General features: G+C 72.5%; 18 protein-coding genes. 12 read left to right on the top strand and 6 right to left on the bottom strand.

Going from position 1 to position 19548, the window contains the following annotated elements:
* Positions 1–213 precede the first annotated feature (213 nt).
* Both CFI00_RS16270 and CFI00_RS16265 read left to right on the top strand, forming a co-directional pair.
* On the top strand, positions 214–1476 hold the full coding sequence (locus CFI00_RS16270; RefSeq protein WP_207082114.1) for an HNH endonuclease signature motif containing protein: 1263 nt from the start codon (positions 214–216) through the stop codon (positions 1474–1476).
* Between the two features lie 75 nt (positions 1477–1551).
* On the top strand, positions 1552–2163 hold the full coding sequence (locus CFI00_RS16265; protein WP_207082113.1) for a hypothetical protein: 612 nt from the start codon (positions 1552–1554) through the stop codon (positions 2161–2163).
* Positions 2164–2213: 50 nt separating this feature from the next.
* On the opposite strand, the gene CFI00_RS16260 is transcribed toward CFI00_RS16265, so the two are convergent.
* Both CFI00_RS16260 and CFI00_RS16255 read right to left on the bottom strand, forming a co-directional pair.
* Entirely contained in the window at positions 2214–2435 is a 222-nt protein-coding gene (locus CFI00_RS16260) for a MazG nucleotide pyrophosphohydrolase domain-containing protein (protein WP_207082112.1), read from the bottom strand.
* 115 nt (positions 2436–2550) lie between these two features.
* A complete protein-coding gene (locus CFI00_RS16255) occupies positions 2551–3027 on the bottom strand; it encodes an HIT family protein (RefSeq protein WP_207082111.1) in 477 nt (158 codons plus the stop codon).
* Between the two features lie 40 nt (positions 3028–3067).
* On the opposite strand from CFI00_RS16255, the gene CFI00_RS16250 reads away from it, so the two are divergent.
* Positions 3068–3727 (top strand): hypothetical protein, encoded by a 660-nt coding sequence (locus CFI00_RS16250; RefSeq protein ID WP_207082110.1) that lies wholly within the window; start codon positions 3068–3070, stop codon positions 3725–3727.
* 6 nt (positions 3728–3733) lie between these two features.
* On the opposite strand, the gene CFI00_RS16245 is transcribed toward CFI00_RS16250, so the two are convergent.
* Positions 3734–4981, bottom strand: a complete 1248-nt coding sequence (locus CFI00_RS16245) for a hypothetical protein (protein WP_207082109.1) — start codon at positions 4979–4981, stop codon at positions 3734–3736.
* A 73-nt stretch (positions 4982–5054) separates the two neighbouring features.
* Between CFI00_RS16245 and CFI00_RS16240 the strand changes: the two genes are divergently transcribed.
* From CFI00_RS16240 to CFI00_RS16225, 4 genes are read left to right on the top strand one after another with little or no spacing between them, the layout of a single operon-like run.
* Positions 5055–6236 (top strand): cysteine desulfurase family protein, encoded by a 1182-nt coding sequence (locus CFI00_RS16240; RefSeq protein ID WP_207082108.1) that lies wholly within the window; start codon positions 5055–5057, stop codon positions 6234–6236.
* Between the two features lie 10 nt (positions 6237–6246).
* On the top strand, positions 6247–7350 hold the full coding sequence (gene mnmA / locus CFI00_RS16235; protein ID WP_207082107.1) for a tRNA 2-thiouridine(34) synthase MnmA: 1104 nt from the start codon (positions 6247–6249) through the stop codon (positions 7348–7350).
* The gene (locus CFI00_RS16230; RefSeq protein WP_207082106.1) at positions 7347–8297 is read left to right on the top strand and encodes a serine hydrolase domain-containing protein; all 951 of its coding nucleotides are present in this window, start codon (positions 7347–7349) and stop codon (positions 8295–8297) included. Before mnmA ends, CFI00_RS16230 begins: the two co-directional genes overlap by 4 nt.
* On the top strand, positions 8294–9283 hold the full coding sequence (locus tag CFI00_RS16225) for a methionine synthase (RefSeq protein WP_207082105.1): 990 nt from the start codon (positions 8294–8296) through the stop codon (positions 9281–9283). The genes CFI00_RS16230 and CFI00_RS16225 overlap by 4 nt, the downstream gene beginning before the upstream one ends.
* Before the next feature lie 48 nt (positions 9284–9331).
* Here the strand turns inward: CFI00_RS16225 and CFI00_RS16220 are convergent, their stop codons facing one another.
* Genes CFI00_RS16220 through CFI00_RS16210 form a run of 3 tightly spaced genes read right to left on the bottom strand, consistent with a single transcriptional unit; the run spans position 9332 to position 12299 of the window.
* A complete protein-coding gene (locus CFI00_RS16220) occupies positions 9332–9970 on the bottom strand; it encodes an alpha/beta fold hydrolase (RefSeq protein ID WP_207082104.1) in 639 nt (212 codons plus the stop codon).
* A gap of 50 nt (positions 9971–10020) precedes the next feature.
* A complete protein-coding gene (locus CFI00_RS16215) occupies positions 10021–11640 on the bottom strand; it encodes an MFS transporter (RefSeq protein ID WP_207082103.1) in 1620 nt (539 codons plus the stop codon).
* Between the two features lie 44 nt (positions 11641–11684).
* Complete coding sequence (locus CFI00_RS16210; RefSeq protein WP_242532441.1) at positions 11685–12299, bottom strand: TetR/AcrR family transcriptional regulator; 615 nt, start codon at positions 12297–12299, stop codon at positions 11685–11687.
* Positions 12300–12473: 174 nt separating this feature from the next.
* Between CFI00_RS16210 and ligA the strand changes: the two genes are divergently transcribed.
* The 5 genes from ligA to gatB all read left to right on the top strand — a co-directional run bounded on the left by ligA (position 12474) and on the right by gatB (position 19429).
* Positions 12474–14636 (top strand): NAD-dependent DNA ligase LigA, encoded by a 2163-nt coding sequence (gene ligA, locus CFI00_RS16205; protein WP_207082102.1) that lies wholly within the window; start codon positions 12474–12476, stop codon positions 14634–14636.
* Positions 14637–14727: 91 nt separating this feature from the next.
* A complete protein-coding gene (locus CFI00_RS16200) occupies positions 14728–15975 on the top strand; it encodes a calcium-binding protein (protein WP_207082101.1) in 1248 nt (415 codons plus the stop codon).
* Positions 15976–16083: 108 nt separating this feature from the next.
* Positions 16084–16383, top strand: coding sequence for an Asp-tRNA(Asn)/Glu-tRNA(Gln) amidotransferase subunit GatC (gatC, locus tag CFI00_RS16195; RefSeq protein ID WP_207082100.1), 300 nt, complete (start codon positions 16084–16086; stop codon positions 16381–16383).
* On the top strand, positions 16383–17924 hold the full coding sequence (gene gatA, locus CFI00_RS16190) for an Asp-tRNA(Asn)/Glu-tRNA(Gln) amidotransferase subunit GatA (RefSeq protein WP_207082099.1): 1542 nt from the start codon (positions 16383–16385) through the stop codon (positions 17922–17924). The genes gatC and gatA overlap by 1 nt, the downstream gene beginning before the upstream one ends.
* Positions 17921–19429 carry an Asp-tRNA(Asn)/Glu-tRNA(Gln) amidotransferase subunit GatB gene (gene gatB / locus CFI00_RS16185; RefSeq protein WP_207082098.1) on the top strand — a complete coding sequence of 503 codons (1509 nt, stop codon included), beginning with the start codon at positions 17921–17923 and terminating at the stop codon, positions 19427–19429. Before gatA ends, gatB begins: the two co-directional genes overlap by 4 nt.
* Positions 19430–19548 lie beyond the last annotated feature (119 nt).

Raw genomic sequence — 19548 nt, 5'->3', positions numbered from 1 at the left:
TGATGCGTTCTTGATCGAACGTGTGTTCTAAATATGGTCGAGCCGGGGTAGAGTCGGGTTCACGTTCCACAGTCACCGGGTAGTCGTGATGCCGAGCTGGTGGGGCGAGTTGCGAGGGTGAGTAATAGTCCGGTGATCCGGGCCTCCAGGAGCGACGACCGTAGAGCCACACGCACGTGCGTGGGGTACGCCGTCGTCGGAAGGAGGCCAGCCGTGAACCACCCGATCCTTGTTGCTGCCTCCGACATCCGGAGCCTGCTGAAGGGCGTCGCAGGGACGAACCCGACGTTCATGTCCACCTCCGAGAAGGCGGCCGCTCTCCGTGAGCTCGTCGCGGCCGAGGCGCAGCTGGTCGAGCTCCGGCTGAGGGTCCTGGCCGACGCGGGCGACCTCGCCGACGCGACGGGTGCGAAGGACGCCGCGGGGTGGCTGGCGCACCAGACTCGTGCCCGGTACGCCGACGCACGGGCCGATCTCGCCCTCGCTGGGGCGTTGGACCGGGAGCGGCCGGTGCTGGCGGTGGGGATGCGCGAGGGCGCCGTGACCCTGGCCCAGGCGCACGTGATCCGCCGAGCCCTCGACGCCCTTCCCGTTGCGGTGGACGCCGACACCGTTGACCGCGCTGAAGCCCACCTGGTCGCGTGCGCGGCGGAGTTCGGGCCGAAGGAGCTGGGGCGGATCGGGCGGCGGGTCCTCGACGTGGTCGCCCCCGAGATCGCCGAGGCTGCGGAAGCCGCCCGGCTGGCCGATCTCGAAGCCCGCGCCGCGGACAAGACGCGGATGACGATGCGCCGCCAGGGCGACGGCACCACCCGCATCAGCGCGCTGGTGCCGGACGCGGTCGCGACCCGGCTCGCGACCTACCTCGAAGCGTTCGCCAACCCCCGCGCACCCCACGAAAAGACGGGCGGGGACGGCGATCCGTTCACCCGGCTGCCCTACCCCCGCCGCATGGGTGAGGCGTTCGCCCGGTTCCTCGAAGCAGCCGACCCGACCCGGCTGCCCGTCCACGGCGGCGACGCGACCACGGTCGTCGTGACCATCCCCTTGGCGTCGCTGCGGGCCGAGCTCGCCACCGCCGACCTCATCGGCGCCGGCCTCGTCCCGGGCGATGACCTCACCGGCGACCGCATCACCGCCAGCCAGGCACGCCGGCTCGCGTGCACCGCGAAGATCCTCCCCACCGTCCTCGACGGCACCAGCCTCCCGGTCGACCTCGGCCGCGCGAAACGACTCTTCACACCCGCTCAACGCAAGGCGCTGCTGATCCGCGACCGCACCTGTCGCGCCGAAGGATGCGACACCCCCGGCACCTGGTGCGACGCCCACCACCTCGACCCCTGGCACACCGGCGGACCCACCGACCTCGACAACGCGATCCTGCTCTGCCCGCACCACCACCACCGCGCCCACGACACCGGCTACCGCACCGACCGCCTCCCCAACGGCGACCTCAGGTTCCACCGGCGGACGTAGGAGCCGGCGCGGTGGGCGTGCGGACCTGCAGCGACGCGGACGGAACCCCTACCTCGGAGCTGCCGTCAGAAGGCCATGCCATTCCTCCGTGCCCTGGTGCTGACGGTGTTCGTCGTACCGGGTCTGGTCGTGACGTGGGGATCAGGACCAGCCGTCGCATGTTCCTGTGCCTATCGAGGGGTTCCAGACGCCGTTGCCGGTGCGGACGAGATCTTCGCCGGGACGTTGGTCGGCATGGAGGACCCGCCCCAGCAGGCCGTGATGAGCAGCGCCGACCCGATCACCTACACCGTGGCCGTGGATGCCGTCTATCGAGGCGACATCGGAACGTCGACCACCTTCGAGTCGCCGATGTCCGGTGCGTCGTGCGGCTTGGAGGGCATGATCGTCGACCGCCGCTACCTCGTCTTCCTCAGCAGCGACGGGGCACGCCGTACGGCAAGCCTGTGCGACGGCACAGCACTGGCCACTCCCAAGCGGATCAAGGCCGTGGCGCGGCTGACCGGGGCCCCGGCGCACCCCACGCAGGCGGCGGCGACTGGGGCGGCTCCAGCTGACGGTGAGTCCCCGGTGGCAGGGACCTCCGCCTGGGTGATCGGCGGCGGCGTCGCCGGGGTTGGCGGACTCCTCGGTGTCTGGTTCCAGCGAAGGCGTCGCGCGGCCCGTACGCACGCTGTTCCACTCTGACCTCGTCGGTGCGCCTGAGTGTGGGTCGTCGGGAGAGGCACCCGTCACCCTCAGGCCTCCGGTGACGACAACGACTCCTCGAGCTCGTCCATGGTGCTGGCGAAGGCGCCGGCCAGGTCGACGTCGTACGCGTCGGCGAGCGTGAGCACGCTCCACAGGCAGTCTGCGAGCTCGTGGGCGAGCGCCTCGTCGAGGTCGTCGCGCGGGCGCACGCCGGCCTTGCCCTGCACGAGCTTGGCGAGGTCGCCGACGTCGCCGAGGAAGCCGAGCATGATCTCCTCGGTGGTCCACGAGCGGCCGTAGGTGGCGGCCTCGACGTCTGCTAGCGGGCGCGGACGGCACGGGCGCGGTCCTGCATCTGGTGGAAGTCCATGGGGTGATCCTGCCTCAGCCGAAGGTGCGGGGCAGGCCGAGCGCACCGGCGAGCCGGTCGGCGTACGGCTCCCGCTCCTGCGGTGTCACCCACCGCGTCGAGCGGTGCTGCTCGTAGAGGTGGTCGTCGCCGTGGCGCGGGAAGACGTGGACGTGCAGGTGCCACACGTCCTGGTTGCCGGCGGGCTCGTTGTGCTGGCGCGTCGAGGTGCCCTCGCAGTCGTACGCCGTCCGCATCGCGACCGCGACCCGCTGGGTCAGGTCCCAGACGGCGTGGCCGACCTCGGTGGGGATGGAGTAGAGGTTCTCGTGGTGACCGCGGGGGATGACCAGCGCGGCGCCGGGGTTGCCCGGCCACCACTTGGGCGAGATGCGCGCATAGGCGAGGTCGGTGACGGCGACGACGTCCTCGGGCTGGTTGTGCTCGTCGTGGCCGCCCCGCTGGATCCGGCAGAAGGGGCAGTCGTATCCGTCGGGCTCGTGGGTGCGCACGCGGCAACCCTGCCACCGCGCCGGACGCTAGCGTCGGAGCATGGACGACGCGCGCGAGCCGCTGCACCGGACGGCGGAGGAGGTCGCGGAGGACGAGGAGTTCTTCGGTTGGTACGGGCCGTGGGCGCCGCTCGACCCCGACGGGCTGGTGGACTTCATGGCCGGCTTCGACCGTCTGTGGTGGATCGTCGGCGGATGGGCGATCGAGGCGTTCACCGGCGTCCGGCGCGAGCACGAGGACGTCGACCTGTCCCTGCTGGCCTGCGACCTGGGAGCGTTCCGCGAGCACGTCGGAGACCGGTGGCACCTCTGGAGCATCCACGGCGGCACGCTGCGGCCCTTCAACGACCGTCACCCCGAGGTGCTGGACGTCCGCAGCCAGGTGTGGGTCCGGCGCAGTGCGCTGGACCCTTGGGTCATCGACCTGGTCATCACCCCTGACCGGGACGGGCTGTGGACCAGCAAGCGGGACCCCGACCATGTCGCGCCCCTCGACGACGTGACCTGGGTCGACGACGGGGGGGTGCGCTGGCTGAGGCCGGAGGTCGCGCTGCTCTACAAGGCTGCGCTGCACCGGCCCAAGGACGACCGGGACCTGACGGTGGCGTGGCCGCTGCTCGAGGAGGCCGAGCGGGAGTGGCTCCGCGACGCCGCCACCCGGCTGTACCCGGAGCACCCGTGGCTGGAGCGGATGGCCTGAGTCGGTTCAGGCCGAGCGGGCCCAGGCCAGTGCCTGTGCACTGAGCTCGTCGGTCGAGAGGCCGAGCTCACGGCGTACGACGTCCTCCGACTCCGCCCACGTCGAGAACCGCGCCGTCCGGAAGGTGCGCACGAGGTCCCAGAGCACGTCCTCGCCGCGGGTGCTGGCGAGGAAGTCGCACACGAGGGACGACAGGGCGTAGTTCACGCCGGCGTCGCGGGTGTAGAAGCGGCGGCTGGGCTCGAGCGCCCGGCCGGCGACGCCGAACAGCTCCTGCGCCGCGATGCGCCGACGGTCGTCGACGGGGAGGACCGAACGCGCGACGTACTCGGCCGTGCCCTCCACGAGCCACAGGGGCGAGCGGTCGTCGGTGGTGCCGAGGGCGACGTGGACCAGCTCGTGGCGGAAGACCCGTCCGCGCGCGAGCACGTCGCCGACCACGGTGGGGTTCACCGCGAAGCGGTAGGCCGCTGCCGGACCGCCCGGGCGGGACATGACAGGGAAGGCGACGGCAGCGGTGTCGGCCACCGTCATCGCGCTCATCCGGTCGAGCGCGGTGACGTCGGAGATGCCGTAGGCCACGAACTTCCCGGACCATCCGGGCAGGTGGCTACGCACGACGGCGGTCGCCTCGGCGAGGTCGCTCATGACGTAGGAGCCGTGCTCGGCGGTGTCCTCGTCGAAGACCGCGAGGATCCCGTCGGAGCGGCGTACGTCGATGTGGGCGAGGTCCCACGGGGCCGGCGTCCAACCGGTCTGGGCGTCGATCTGGGTGTTGCGGTCCTCGACCAGCAGCGCGTCGTCGCCGCTGCGCACGAAGGTCCACACCATCCGCTGGGTCACCGGCCGGCGGTCGAAGCCGCGCAGCCGCATCGTGAAGTCGACCGGGAGCTGGAGGTCGCCCTCGCCGGCGACCCGCGTCATCACGTCCTCGTCGCCGAGCTCGTAGGACACGTCGGTCACCGGGAGCTGAGCCAGGTTGTCGAACCAGCGCGCCTGCGTCGCGGAGAAGCCGAGCTCGTCGGGGTCGACGGTCGCCAGGAACGCCTCCCGGTCACCGTCGACGAGCGCGCGCTCGCGGGCCTCGACCACCTCGAGCGCGGCGTCGCGCAGGGACTGGTCCATCCCCGCCGGTGTCCCGCTGCTGTCCGGCAGGTCGCGCGGCGAGGGGCCGTCGTCGGCGGGTGGCTGCGCCTGGCAGGCCAGCAGCGGCACCAGCAGGAGGCTGGTCAGCCAGGCCCGGGACATGCGCACCTCGCGAGCCTAGGCGCAGGCGGGGACATGCGGGGCCGGTTCGCGCACGGAGGCCCCGTACGCTTGGCAGGTCATGACCCAGCCGCTCGTCTACCTCGACCACGCCGCGACCACGCCCATGCTGCCGGCCGCGATCGAGGCCATGACCCGGCACCTGACCGGCGTGGGCAACGCGAGCTCGCTGCACGCCTCGGGGCGCGGGGCGCGACGCATCGTGGAGGAGTCGCGCGAGACGATCGCGGGCGTCATCGGCGCCCGGCCCGGCGACGTCGTCTTCACCTCCGGCGGCACGGAGTCGGACAACCTCGCGTTGAAGGGCATCTTCTGGGCGCGCCGCGAGCAGGACCCGCGCCGCACCCGCATCCTGTCCACGGCGATCGAGCACCACGCCGTGCTCGACCCGCTGGACTGGTTGGCGACCTACGACGGTGCCGACGTCGAGCTCCTGCCCGTCTCGTCCCAGGGGATCCTCGACGTCGAGGCGCTCCGGGCCTCCATCGCGCGCGACCCGGCGTCCGTGGCACTCGTGTCGGTGATGTGGGCCAACAACGAGGTCGGCTCGCTCCAGCCGATCGACGAGGTGGTCGCGATCGCCGCCGAGCACCAGGTCCCCGTGCACACCGACGCCGTGCAGGCGCTCGGGCAGGTGCCGGTCGACTTCGCCGCCTCGGGCGTCGACGCGCTGACCTTCACCGGCCACAAGGTGGGCGGTCCCTACGGCGTGGGCGCCCTCGTCGTACGCCGCGACCTGGCCGTCAGTGCGCTCGTGCACGGAGGCGGGCAGGAGCGCGACATCCGCAGCGGCACGCTCGACGTCCCCGCGATCGCGGGGCTCGCCGCCGCGGTGGAGGAGTCGGTGAAGCACCAGCACGACCACGCCGCCCGCGTCTCCGCGCTGCGTGACGACCTGCTGCGCCGGGTGGTGGAGGTCGTCCCCGACGCCCACCTCCACGGCGCCCCGCCCGGCCCGCTCCGGCTGCCCGGCAACGCCCACATCGGCTTCCCGGGCTGCGAGGGCGACTCGCTGCTGATGCTCCTCGACGCGCGCGGCATCGAGTGCTCCACGGGGTCGGCCTGTTCCGCCGGCGTCCCGCAGCCGTCCCACGTGCTGCTCGCGATGGGCTGCGACGACGACCAGGCGCGCCACTCGCTGCGCTTCTCCCTCGGCCACAGCACCACCCCCGCCGACATCGACCGCCTCGTGGAGGCGATCGGCCCCGTGGTGGAGCGCGCGCGGGCCGCCCGGGCCCGATGAAGGGGAACCGATGAGGGTCGTCGCCGCCATGTCCGGCGGGGTGGACTCCGCCGTCGCCGCAGCGCGCGCCGTCGAGGCCGGTCACGACGTCACCGGCGTGCACCTGGCGCTGAGCCGCAACCCCGCGTCGTACCGCTCCGGCGCCCGTGGCTGCTGCACCATCGAGGACAGCAACGACGCGCGCCGCGCGGCCGACGTCATCGGCATCCCGTTCTACGTCTGGGACCTGTCCGAGCGGTTCCACGAGGACGTCGTGGAGGACTTCATGGACGAGTACGCCGCCGGCCGCACGCCCAACCCCTGCCTGCGGTGCAACGAGAAGATCAAGTTCGCCGCGGTGCTGGACCGGGCCCTGGCGCTGGGCTTCGACGCGGTGGCGACCGGCCACTACGCCCAGCTGCGCACCGGCGCCGACGGCCTGGTCGAGATGCACCGGGCCACCGACCACGGCAAGGACCAGTCCTACGTCCTCGGCGTGCTCGACCAGCAGCAGCTGCGGCACTCCCTGTTCCCGCTGGGGGACACCCCCAAGCCCCTGGTGCGCGAGGAGGCCGCACGGCGCGGGCTGCTCGTGGCCGACAAGCCCGACTCCCACGACATCTGCTTCGTCGCCGACGGCGACAACGCCGGCTGGCTGCGCGAGAAGCTCGGCGATCGCGCGCCCAACCACGGCGGCGACATCGTCGACGCCACCACCGGGGAGACGGTGGGCACGCACACCGGCACCTACGGCTTCACCATCGGACAGCGCCGAGGGCTGCGCCTGGGCACCCCCGCCCCGGACGGCAAGCCCCGCTTCGTGCTGGACATCGAGCCGGTCAGCGCCACCGTGACCGTCGGACCGCGCGAACAGCTCGCGGTCGACCGCGTCGAGGGCATCCGGCCGCGGTGGTGCGGGACGGTGCCCGAGCGTGTCGAGGGGACCGTGCAGCTGCGCGCCCACGGCGCGGAGCACCGTGCGGTGGTCGTCGTCGAGGGGGACCACGTCGTCGTCGACCTGCTCGACCCCGCCGAGGGCATCGCCCCCGGACAGGCCGTGGTGATCTACGACGGCACCCGGGTCGTCGGTTCGGCCACCATCGCTGCGACCCGCCCCGTCGGGGTCCACACGTGAGCACCCTCGGTGAGAAGGCCGGCGAGCTGCTCGGGCCGAAGCACACGACGTACGTCGTCGCGCGGGTCACCCCTGGCGGCGCCGAGGTCGACGCGGTCGGTGCGGACGTCCACGACGACGTGGAGCTCGGGTCGGTCTCCAAGGGCGTGACCGGGTTCCTGTGGCGCGACGCCGTCGCCCGCGGCACCCTCGCCGAGGACGCACGCCTGGGCGAGCACCTCGCCGTCCCGCCGGCACTGGCGGACGTCCGGCTGTCCGCGCTCGCCACCCATACCTCCGGGCTGCCCCGGCTGGCCGGCGGCGACGTGCTCCGTCGCACGTGGGCGCTCTGGCGCTCGGGGCGCAACCCCTACCGCGAGGACCTCAGCGGCCTCCTGGCACACCTCGACGGCGTGGAGCCCGGCAAGCCCGGGCCGGCCTACTCCAACCTCGGGTTCCAGCTGCTCGGGCACGCGGTCGCGTCCGCTGCCGCGACGCCCTACCCCGACCTCGTCGCGCAGCGGATCGCCGAGCCGCTCGGCCTGGTCGACACCTACGTCCCGCTCGCGCCCCACCAGCTCCGCCCCGGTGCGGTCGCACCCCGCAACCGCGCAGGCCGCGAGGTCGAGCCGTGGGCCAACGACGCGATCGCTCCCGCCGGCGGCGTCCGCGCGTCGGCCGCGGACCTGGCGGTGCTGCTGCGCGCGATGCTCGACCGGACGGTCGCGGGTGCCGACGCCCTCGAACCCACCGCCCCGTTCGTGGGCACGATGCGGATCGGGGCGGGCTGGCTCACCGGACCGATGCTGCGCCGGACCGTGACCTGGCACAACGGCGGGACGGGCGGCTTCCGGTCGTTCGTCGGGATCGACCGCGACCACGGCGTCGGGGTAGCGCTGGTCAGCGCCTCGACCCGCTCCGTCGACGGCGCCGGGGCGCGGCTGCTGGTCGAGGCAGGTGAGGCATGAGCACCGCGACCGGCATCGGGTCCGTGCCCGGCACGACCGACGACGACTTCGCCGAGGCGACGCGCCTCGTGCTCGGGGAGCTCCCCGACCTCCCGCACGTGCCGGAGCTGCCGGGCCGTGGGGTGGGCGCCCAGATGACTGGTCGCGGCCTCGCCGTGGTCGCCGGCCTGGCGGCCGACCTCCAGCCCGCCGGCTGGCGGCTGACCGACGCCAGCGGCGCCGACCACCGACGCGCTCGCTCCCTGCTGGCCCAGGACCTCGACACCGTCGAGGAGCTCGCGCAGGACTACGTCGGCGCCTTCAAGACGCAGGTGGCCGGGCCGTGGACGCTCGCGGCCACCGTCGAGAAGCCGCGCGGCGACAAGGTGCTCAGCGACCACGGCGCCCGCCGCGAGCTCGCCCAGGCGCTGGCCGAGGGCATCGGCGAGCACCTCGCCGACCTGCGCCGGCGCCTGCGCGGCGTCGAGCGCTGGGTCGTGCAGGTCGACGAACCAGCCCTGGCCGCGGTCGTCAATGCCCAGGTCCCCACCGCCAGCGGGTTCGGCCGCCACCGCAAGGTCGACCTCCCCGAGGCATCGGCGCACCTGGAGTGGGTCGTCTCCGCGATCACCGCTGCCGGCGCCGAGGCCTGGGTGCACTCCTGCGCGCCGCAGGTGCCGTGGTCGCTGGTCGCCGGCACCGGAGTGAGCGGGCTGTCGGCCGACCTCGACATGCTCGGCGCGGGCGACCTCGACACCTTCGCGGAGGTCCTCGAGTCGGGGCGTACGGCTGTGCTGGGCGTGGTGCCCTCGACCGAGCCGTCCGCCGACCCGTCGGACGCCCGGATCACCGAGCGGGTCCAGCGTTGGCTCGACATGCTCGGCCTCGACCCGGAGGTGGTGCGGGAGCGGCTCGTCGTCAGCCCGACCTGCGGGCTCGCGGGCGCGACGCCCGCCTGGGCTGCGCGTGCGGTGCGCCTCTCGGCGACAGTCGCCCGCAACCTCTGACCGGCCGACGAGCCTGACGGGACGGGCGACGGCCGTCCCGGACGTGCCTCAGTGCTCGGAGGAAGTGACGTGGCTGCCGAGCACCTCGAGCGAGGCCCCGATCGCCCAGTCGTGCCACCGGCGTGAGCCGGTGAGCATGTAGTGCCCGAGGGCGCCCATGTCGTGCAGGTCAGCCGCGTCGGCCACGGCCCGCGCCCGCTCGACGTAGCGGGCGGTCTCGCGGAAGGACGTGATGCGGTCGCGACGGCCGTGGGCGGCCCGGAGCGTGCGCCCCGCGAGCGTGTCGACCGGGTCCTCCGCCGACCACCACGGGGCCAGGCCGACGACGCCCACCACGGACGGGTCGTCGGCGACGTGCACGGCGACCCGCGCACCCATCGAGTGGCCCAGCAGCACGATCGGGACCTCGCCGTGCGCATCGCGCACCGCGTCGAGGGCCCAGCGGGCGTCGGCCGCCCGGTCGACGCCGCCGTTCCACCCCCGCTGGCGGTAGCGCACCAGCCACACGCCCGCGCCCGCCTCGTGCGCCCGGTCGGCGATCTCGCGCTGCAGCCACAGCGCCCGGCGCCACGACGCGCTGCGCCCGTCGATCGTCTGCGCCGAGCGCGGCTTCCCGCCGTGGAGGACCAGGATCATCGCGCGGGCGCGTTCGTGGGCGTCGTACGTCGTCAGGTGCGGGTCGGTCACGACTCTCCTTCGGTGCGGTGGCGGGTTCGGATGGGCGGGCCGAGCACTGCTCAGTGGACGCCGACGCCCTCGGGGGCAGCCTCGGTGGCGAGCTCCTCGTGCTTGACGTCGAGGAACAGCCACACGATCGCCGAGGCGGCGAGCATCATCAGGGCGCCGACGAAGAAGGCCATCGTCGCGCCCTCGGTGAACGCGCCCAGCGAGGCCAGCTGGCCGAGCGCGGCGGGGTCGAGGTCCGGCGCGGCCGCGGCGATCGACGGTGCGATGTCGTCGGCGCGGGTCTGGGCGAAGTGCAGCGACACCGTGCTCAGGGTCGCCAGGCCGAGCGCACCGCCGACCTGCTGCATCGTGTTGAGCACGCCGGAGCCGATGCCGGTGTCCTGGGCACGGAGGTGGTGCACCGCGACCAGGGTCAGCGGCACGAAGTTGAGCCCCATGCCGAAGGCCATCAGCACGATGAACGGCAGGATCTGGGTCCAGTAGTTGACGCCGTCTCCCAGGGCCACGCCCTGTCCGCCCAGGGCGGTCGGCATCGACGCGAGGATCGAGGACGGGTCCTCGGGGACGGTGATCCGGCTGAAGCCGTAGAGGGCGGCGCCCGAGAGGAGGGTGCCGACGCCGGAGAGGTAGCGCGGGTCGACGAAGCCGATCAGCTTGGAGGCTGTCGTCGCCGAGATGATCATCGCGATCGAGAACGGCAGGAACGCCACGCCCGTCTGGAGCGGGCTGTAGCCGACCACGAGCTGGATGAAGAGCGAGAGGAAGAAGAACATCGCGAACATCGCGGCCGGGACGATCATCATCACGGCGAACGCGGCGGCACGGTTCTTGCTCCGGAAGATCCGGAACGGCATGAGCGGGTGCTGGACGCGGGACTCGACCAGGAGGAAGAGCCCGAGCAGCGCGACTCCCACGACGAGGCTGGCGATGGTGGTGGTGTCGTCCCAGCCGTAGCGCTCGTCGCCGGCACGCGAGAGGCCGTAGACGATGGCGAGCAGGCCGCCCGTGCCGGTGATGGCGCCCGGGACGTCCAGCCAGCCGGTGTGCGGCTCGGACTCGTCGAAGAAGCGCGGCGCGAAGAAGGCGGCGGCCAGGCCGATCGGCACGACGATGAGGAAGGTGTAGCGCCAGCCCTCGAGGCCGAGGATCGGGTCGAGGCCGGTCAGCCAGCCACCCAGGATCAGGCCGACGGCGGCGCCGACGCCCGCCATGGCGGCGTACACGGCGAAGGCGCGGTTGCGCTCGCGGCCGGCGGGGAACGTCGTGGTGATCAGGGCGAGCGCGGCGGGGGAGGCCATGGCGGCGCCGATGCCCTGCAGGGCTCGCGCGGAGAGCAGCATGACCTCGTTGTAGGCGAAGCCGCCGATGAGCGAGGCGACGGCGAAGACCAGGACGCCGACGATGAAGATCCGGCGGCGGCCGTAGAGGTCGGCCAGGCGCCCGCCGAGCAGCAGGAAGCCGCCGAAGGTGAGGGCGTAGCCGGTGACGATCCACGACAGGTTGGCCTGGTCGATGTCGAGGTCGGCGCCGATGAAGGGGAGCGCGATGTTGGCGATGGTGGAGTCGAGCACCACCATCAGCTGGGCGAGCGAGATGAGCACGAGCGCCCAGCGCAGGCGCTTGTGCTGCTCGGGAGTCACCTCGTCGGCAACGGGAGCGAGGTCGGTCATGGGGAGTCCTTCGGAGCGGGTCGGGTACGAGTGCAGCAGAGGGGTCAGACAGTGGGGCGGGGCGCGGACGCCGGGCCGTGGAGTGCGGCGGGAAGGACGACCTGGTCGAGGATCCGTTCCACCAGGTCGGGGGTCACCGCCTCGCCGAGCAGGAACGCCCGGTGCAGGACGATGCCCGCCAGCGCCGGGGCGAGGACGTCGAGGTCGACGTCCGGGTGGACCTCGCCACGAGCGCGGGCGCGGTCGTAGATCGCGCGGGAGACCGCGATCTTGGGGCCGATGAAGTCGCGCCGGTAGACCTCGGCGAACTCCGGGTCGCGGCCCATCGCGATCACGACCGCGGACAGCACGGACTTCGCGAGCGGGTCGTTGAGGCCCCCGCTGCCGCAGTAGGCGGCGAGCAGGTCGCCACGCAGGCTCCCGGTGTCGGGCACGACGGTCTCGCCCTTGTGGGCCATGATCGCGGCCACGACGAGCTCGGGCTTGCCCTTCCACCGGCGGTAGAGCGTGGCCTTCGACGCCTTCGCCCGGGCGGCGACCGCGTCCATGGTCAACAGGTCGTAGCCGACCTCGTCGAGCACCTCGAGGGTCGCCTCGAGGATCTCCATCTCGCGCTCGCCCGCCACGCGGGGGCGGGTGCCGGTCTCGACTGGGGTCACGCGGACCTCCGGGCAGTGTTGGATGAAACGGAACGGTTCCGTTTCGCTCCAACCGCGCTGTCGCCCCGTCCATTCCCGATGGAACGTGGCAGTTACGTCCGGTCCAGACCACGGCCGGACCCGCACGGTCCGAGCCTCGTCCCGGATGTCGGTGGCGACGGGCAGACTGTGCCCATGAGCACGTCCGACGCAGCCGCCCGCGACGCCGCTGTCGCCTCTGCTCCTCCCGAGGCGCTGGAGCGCCACCGCGAGCTCAGCGAGCAGGTCGACGACGCCCGCTGGCGCTACTACGTCCTCGACGACCCGACGCTGTCCGACGCCGACTTCGACGCGCGCCTGCGTGAGCTCGAGGCGCTCGAGGACGACTACCCCGAGCTGCGCACCCCCGACTCGCCGACCCAGAAGGTCGGGGGAGCGGTCTCGACGGAGTTCACCGCGGTCGACCACCTCCAGCGCATGGAGTCCCTCGACAACGCCTTCTCCTTCGACGAGCTCGGCGCGTGGCACGCCCGCATCCTCCGCGAGGGCATCGACGCCCCGGCCCTGCTGTGCGAGCTCAAGGTCGACGGCCTGGCGATCAACCTCCTCTACGAGCAGGGCCGCCTCGTGCGCGCGCTCACCCGCGGCGACGGGCGTACGGGGGAGGACGTGACGCCCAACGTCAAGACGATCGCCTCGGTTCCGCACCGCCTCTCCGGCAGCGACGAGCACCCCGTGCCCGCGCTCGTCGAGGTCAGGGGAGAGGTCTTCCTGCCCATCGACGCCTTCGAGCGGCTCAACGCCGCAATGGTCGAGGCTGGCAAGCCGATGTTCGCCAACCCCCGCAACGCCGCCGCCGGATCCCTGCGCCAGAAGGACCCGCGCGTGACCGCGACGCGCGACCTCGGCATGGTCTGCCACGGCATCGGCGCGCGCGAGGGCTTCGAGCCGACGGCGCAGAGCGCGGCGTACGACGCCCTGCAGGCGTGGGGGCTGCCGACCTCGGAGCAGGTCCGGGTGGTGTCCACGCTGGCGGAGGTGGAGGAGTTCATCACCCACGTCGGCGAGCACCGCCACACCATCGTCGGGCACGAGATCGACGGCCTGGTCGTGAAGGTCGACGACGTCTCGCTGCAGCGGAGGCTCGGTTCCACCAGCCGCGCGCCGCGATGGGCGATCGCCTTCAAGTACCCGCCCGAGGAGGTCAACACGCTCCTCAGGTCGATCGAGGTCAACGTCGGCCGCACCGGGCGCGTCACCCCCTACGGCGTCATGGAGCCCACGAAGGTGGCGGGCTCCACCGTCGAGAACGCCACCCTCCACAACGCCCACGAGGTCAAGCGCAAGGACGTGCGCCCCGGCGACACCGTCATCCTGCGCAAGGCCGGCGACGTGATCCCCGAGATCCTCGGACCGGTGCTGGCACTGCGCCCGAAGGGGCTCAGGCCGTGGCGGATGCCCACGAGGTGCCCTGCGTGCCGCACGCCGCTGGCACAGCAGAAGGAGGGCGACAAGGACCTCCGCTGCCCCAACCACGAGAAGTGCCCCGCCCAGGTGCGCGAGCGGGTCTTCCACGTCGCCGGGCGGGGTGCCTTCGACATCGAGGGCCTCGGCTACGAGGCGGCGGTCGCGCTGCTCGACGCCGGCGTGATCACGAACGAGGGCGACCTGTTCGACCTCGACGAGGCGGCCCTGCTCAGGGCGCCGCTCTTCACCCGGGCGCCGAAGAAGGGCGAGGAGGGGCCGCAGCTGTCGGCCAACGGCGCACGCCTGCTGGCCAACCTCCGCGAGCGCAGGGCCGCGGTGCCGCTGTGGCGGGTGCTGGTGGCGCTCTCGATCCGCCACGTCGGGCCGACGGCGGCCCGGGCGCTGGCCACCGAGTTCGGCTCGATGACCGCGATCCGCGAGGCCTCGGAGGAGGCGTTGGCCGCCACCGACGGTGTCGGACCGACCATCGCGGCATCGGTGCGCGAGTGGTTCCACGGGGCGAGCGTCGGTGACGCCGAGTCCGAGGAGGTCGGCGACAACGCCGAGTGGCACAACGCGATCGTCGACGCCTGGGCCGCTGCGGGTGTCTCGATGGCCGACCAGCGCGACGAGTCCGTGCCCCGCACGCTCGAGGGCCTGACCGTCGTCGCCACCGGCTCGCTCCAGCAGTTCACGCGCGACTCGGTCAAGGAAGCGATCATCAGCCGCGGTGGCAAGGCAGCAGGGTCGGTCTCGAAGAAGACCGACTACGTCGTGGTGGGCGAGAACGCCGGGTCCAAGGCCGACAAGGCCGAGCAGCTCGGGGTCCCGGTGCTCGACGAGGAGCAGTTCACGGTCCTGCTGGAGAAGGGGCCCGCGGGCCTGGAGTGACCCCCGGACCCGGATCCGGGGACCGGGCGAGGTTTGGGACGCACCGTTTGCGGTCAGGAGGCCCTGAACGATCCGAACCCTGGGAGTCAGCATGCGCATCGTCCGATCACTCGTCCCGGCCCTCGTCGCCACGGCCGGCCTCGCCGCACCGCTCGCGGTCGTCCCGACCGCACAGGCGGCGGCCGTCAGCTGCGGTGGCCTCAGGGCGACCATCGTGGGCAACAACAAGGCCAACGTCCTCACCGGTACGGCGCGGCGCGACGTGATCGTCGCCCGCGGAGGCAACGACACCATCCGCGGCATCGGGGGCAACGACGTGATCTGCGCGGGCGACGGCGCGGACACGGTCGCCGGGGGCGACGGCGACGACCGCCTCTTCGGCGAGACCGACTCGCTGCGCATCGACCAGTTCGGCCGGGTGCTGAAGAAGGGCGACACGATCACCGGCGGCGCCGGCGACGACACCATCGACCTCGGTTACGACCCGCGAGCCGCCTCCGACGGCACCCGCGTGGTCCTCGACGGGGTGTCCTACGCCCAGGCTCCTGCCCCGGTCGTGGTCGACTTCCGGGCTGCCGGCACCGTCCCGGTGGCCGCCGACGGAAACGACACCGTCACCGGCTACGACGACGGTGTACGCGTCGTCGGCACCGCGCTGGGCGACACGATCAAGGGCACCAACTCCGACGACGCGATCTTCGTCCGCGGCGGCGACGACACGGTCTTCGGACGCGGTGGGGACGACACCATCGCGGCGGACGCCTCCGGGGCCACCGGCAACGACCGCCTCTACGGTGACGCCGGCGACGACGACCTCAGCGGCACGCTGGGCAACGACCAGTTCGTCGGCGGCAGCGGCAACGACACCCTCACGTCCGCCTCCCAGCTGCGCCAGGTGATGCGCGGCGGGAGCGGGCTCGACACGATCACCTTCCCGATCCCGGGGGAGTCCGGCTTCGTCGCCAAGGGCTACGGCGGCCAGGACAAGCTGCGCCTGCTGCCCAACTCGAACCTCGCGATCAAGCCCACGGTGCGCATCGACCAGGTGAGGAAGACCACCATCCGCGACCTCCCCTACACGATCGAGGGAGTCATCAACGGCTTCAGCGACGTGATCCTGCCGGCGCGGGCGCTGTCGGTCTTCAAGGGCAGCAACGAGTCCGAGGTCATCACCGCGCACCCCGACTACCGCGCGATGATCTACGGCCGCGGCGGCGCCGACGTGCTGACCGGCTCCGACGAGCCCGACCGCCTCGAGGGCGGCAACGGCTTCGACATCGTCCGCGGTCGCGGCGGCAACGACACCTGCAAGTCGGCCGAGAAGCGCTCCAGCTGCTGAGCCGCCGGTGCCGCGTCACCGCACCGGAGCGGCGTACGCCGACTCCGCCCGGGTCCCCGCAGGAGACCCGGGCGGAGCCGCGCCGCGAACCTCCCTAGGATTGGCCCCATGCCCGAGATCACTCGCGAGGAGGTGGCCCACCTGGCCACCCTCGCCCGCATCGACCTCTCCGACGCCGAGCTCGACCACCTGGCGCCCCAGCTGAGCGTCATCCTCGAGTCCGTCGCCTCCATCAACGGGGTCGCCGGGGACGACGTGCCGCCCACCTCGCACGCGATCCCGCTGACCAACGTCTTCCGCGAGGACGTCGTCGTGCCCGGCCTCAGCGCCGAGGAGGCGCTGTCCGGCGCACCGGCGGTGGAGGAGCAGCGCTTCTCGGTCCCGCGGATCCTGGGCGAGGAGGCCTGATGAGCACCCACGACAGGACCCGGTCGACCGCGGCGGAGCTCGTCGACGAGCTCGGCGCCGGCACCGTGACCTCGGTCGAGCTGACCGAGGCGCACCTCGACCGCATCGACGCCGTCGACGGCGCGGTGCACGCCTTCCTCCACGTCGACCGTGAGGGCGCGCTGCTCCAGGCCGCTGCCTCGGACGAGCGTCGTGAGCGCGGCGAGGCCCGCGGGCCCCTCGACGGCGTACCGATCGCGGTCAAGGACGTGCTGGCCACCCGCGGCCTGCCGACCACCTGCGGCTCGAAGATCCTCGAGGGCTGGATCCCGCCCTACGACGCGACCGTCGTCGAGCGCCTGCGCGCCGCGGGCCTGCCGATCCTCGGCAAGACCAACATGGACGAGTTCGCGATGGGCTCCTCCACCGAGCACTCCGCCTACGGTCCCACCCGCAACCCGTGGGACCTCGACCGCATCCCCGGCGGGTCCGGCGGCGGCTCCGCCGCTGCCGTCGCCGCCTTCGAGGCCCCTCTGGCCATCGGCACCGACACCGGCGGCTCGATCCGCCAGCCGGGCGCCGTGACCGGCACCGTCGGCGTGAAGCCGACCTACGGCGGCGTCTCGCGCTACGGCCTCGTCGCACTGGCCAACAGCCTCGACCAGGCCGGTCCGGTCACCCGGACCGTCCTCGACGCCGCGATGCTCCACGACGTCATCGGCGGGCACGACCTGCGCGACTCCACCTCGATCAAGACCGAGTGGCCCTCCTTCACCGAGGCCGCGCGGCACGGCGCCACGGGCGACATGACCGGGGTCAAGGTCGGCGTCATCACCGAGCTCGCCGGCGACGGCTGGCAGGACGGGGTGATGAACCGCTTCAACGAGTCGGTCGAGCTCCTCGTGCAGGCCGGCGCCGAGGTCGTCGAGGTCTCGTGCCCGTCCTTCGTGCACGCGCTCGCGGCCTACTACCTCATCCTCCCGGCCGAGGCGTCGAGCAACCTCGCGAAGTTCGACGCGATGCGCTTCGGCCTGCGGGTCACCCCCGAGGGCAACCCCAGCGCCGAGGAGGTCATGCGCGCGACCCGCGACGCCGGCTTCGGCGACGAGGTCAAGCGCCGCATCATCCTCGGCACCTACGCGCTGTCCAGCGGCTACTACGACGCCTACTACGGCCAGGCGCAGAAGATCCGCACGCTGATCAGCCGCGACTTCGACGCCGCCTTCGCGCAGGTCGACGTGCTGGTCTCGCCGACCGCGCCCACCGCGGCCTTCCGGATCGGGGAGAAGCTCGACGACCCGATGGCGATGTACCTCAACGACCTCGCCACCATCCCCGCCAACCTCGCCGGCGTTCCGGGCATCTCGGTGCCCAGCGGGCTCGTCGACGAGGAGCCGCTCCCCGCGGGCTTCCAGGTGCTCGCCCCGGCACTCGCCGACGACCGCGTCTACCGCGTCGGCGCCGCGCTGGAGAAGCTGCTGACCGACAGGTGGGGCGGACCCCTGCTCGACCGGGCGCCCGCCCTCGACACGAAGCCCGACACGAAGGAGGTTGTGCGATGACCGAGAACCTGATGTCCTTCGACGACGTGCTGGCGGCGTACGACCCGGCGCTGGGTCTGGAGGTCCACGTCGAGCTCAACACCGCCTCGAAGATGTTCTGCGGCTGCCCGGCGACGTTCGGCGGTGAGCCCAACGCGGGTGTGTGCCCGACCTGCCTGGGCCTGCCGGGCGCGATGCCGGTGGTCAACGCCAAGGCCGTCGAGTCGGCGATCCGGATCGGCCTCGCACTGCACTGCGACATCGCCGAGTGGTGCCGCTTCGCGCGGAAGAACTACTTCTACCCGGACATGCCGAAGAACTTCCAGACCTCGCAGTACGACGAGCCGATCTGCTTCGACGGCTGGATGGACGTCGACCTGCAGAACGACGACGGGGAGACCGAGACGTTCCGCGTCGAGATCGAGCGCGCCCACATGGAGGAGGACACCGGCAAGTCGCTGCACGTCGGCGGCTCCACCGGCCGCATCCACGGCGCTGACTACTCCCTCGTGGACTACAACCGCGCCGGGATCCCGCTCATCGAGATCGTCACCCGCCCGATCATGGGTGCGGGCGAGCGCGCACCCGAGGTCGCCAAGGCGTACGTCGCCCAGCTCCGTGAGCTGATCGTGGCGCTCGGCGTCTCCGAGGCCCGGATGGACCAGGGGAACCTGCGAGCCGACGTCAACCTGTCTCTGGCGCCCAGGGGCAGCGGAACCCTCGGCACCCGCACCGAGACCAAGAACGTCAACTCGTTCCGGTCCGTCGAGCGGGCCGTGCGCTACGAGATGCAGCGCCACGGCGCGATCCTCAGCGGGGGCGGCACGATCCTGCAGGAGACCCGCCACTGGCACGAGGACACCGGGATCACCACGAGCGGGCGCGAGAAGTCCGACGCGGAGGACTACCGCTACTTCCCCGAGCCCGACCTCGTGCCGGTCGCCCCCAGCCGGGAGTGGGTCGAGGAGCTGCGCGGCACGCTGCCGGAGAACCCGACCGCCCGTCGGGCCCGGCTGCAGGCCGAGTGGGGCTTCAGCGACATGGAGATGCGCGACACCGTCGGCGCCGGTGCGCTCGGGCTGGTCGAGCAGACCATCGCCGAGGGCGCGGCCCCGCAGGCCGCCCGCAAGTGGTGGCTCGGCGAGCTGGCCCGTCGCAGCAACGAGGACGGGGTCGACATCGTCGACCTCCCCATCACCCCCGCCCAGGTCGCCCGCATCCAGGCGCTGGTCGACGAGAAGGTCGTCAACGACAAGCTCGCTCGCCAGGTCTTCGAGGGCGTGCTGGCCGGTGAGGGCACTCCCGACGAGGTCGTCGAGAAGCGCGGTCTGGCCGTGGTCTCCGACGACGGGGCGCTGGGCGCAGCGGTCGACAACGCGATCGCGGCCAACCCCGACGTCGCCGACAAGATCCGCGACGGGAAGCACGCCGCCGCCGGAGCGCTCATCGGTGCGGTGATGAAGGAGATGCGCGGGCAGGCCGACGCCGGCCGGGTGCGCGAGCTGATCCTGGAGAAGCTGGGCTGAGCCTCCCCCCCGGCACGTCCCGACCGGTCTAGACAACTTGTTAGGGTCGACGCGAGTCACATTGGTCACATCACCAACCAACGCTCGCACCAACCGGGGGACGACGTCGTCGTCAGACG

This window comes from Nocardioides sp. S5 (assembly GCF_017310035.1).
Lineage (GTDB): Bacteria > Actinomycetota > Actinomycetes > Propionibacteriales > Nocardioidaceae > Nocardioides.
This window is presented reverse-complemented; position numbering and strand designations above follow the sequence as displayed.

What these genes read in the sequence shown, in the direction of transcription:
- CFI00_RS16265 (WP_207082113.1), top strand. Translation starts at nt 1,552, where the DNA reads ATGCCATTCCTCCGTGCCCTGGTGCTGACGGTGTTCGTCGTACCGGGT.
- CFI00_RS16260 (WP_207082112.1), bottom strand. Translation starts at nt 2,435, where the DNA reads ATGCTCGGCTTCCTCGGCGACGTCGGCGACCTCGCCAAGCTCGTGCAG.
- CFI00_RS16250 (WP_207082110.1), top strand. Translation starts at nt 3,068, where the DNA reads ATGGACGACGCGCGCGAGCCGCTGCACCGGACGGCGGAGGAGGTCGCG.
- CFI00_RS16240 (WP_207082108.1), top strand. Translation starts at nt 5,055, where the DNA reads ATGACCCAGCCGCTCGTCTACCTCGACCACGCCGCGACCACGCCCATG.
- mnmA (WP_207082107.1), top strand. Translation starts at nt 6,247, where the DNA reads ATGAGGGTCGTCGCCGCCATGTCCGGCGGGGTGGACTCCGCCGTCGCC.
- CFI00_RS16225 (WP_207082105.1), top strand. Translation starts at nt 8,294, where the DNA reads ATGAGCACCGCGACCGGCATCGGGTCCGTGCCCGGCACGACCGACGAC.
- CFI00_RS16215 (WP_207082103.1), bottom strand. Translation starts at nt 11,640, where the DNA reads ATGACCGACCTCGCTCCCGTTGCCGACGAGGTGACTCCCGAGCAGCAC.
- ligA (WP_207082102.1), top strand. Translation starts at nt 12,474, where the DNA reads ATGAGCACGTCCGACGCAGCCGCCCGCGACGCCGCTGTCGCCTCTGCT.
- CFI00_RS16200 (WP_207082101.1), top strand. Translation starts at nt 14,728, where the DNA reads ATGCGCATCGTCCGATCACTCGTCCCGGCCCTCGTCGCCACGGCCGGC.
- gatC (WP_207082100.1), top strand. Translation starts at nt 16,084, where the DNA reads ATGCCCGAGATCACTCGCGAGGAGGTGGCCCACCTGGCCACCCTCGCC.
- gatA (WP_207082099.1), top strand. Translation starts at nt 16,383, where the DNA reads ATGAGCACCCACGACAGGACCCGGTCGACCGCGGCGGAGCTCGTCGAC.
- gatB (WP_207082098.1), top strand. Translation starts at nt 17,921, where the DNA reads ATGACCGAGAACCTGATGTCCTTCGACGACGTGCTGGCGGCGTACGAC.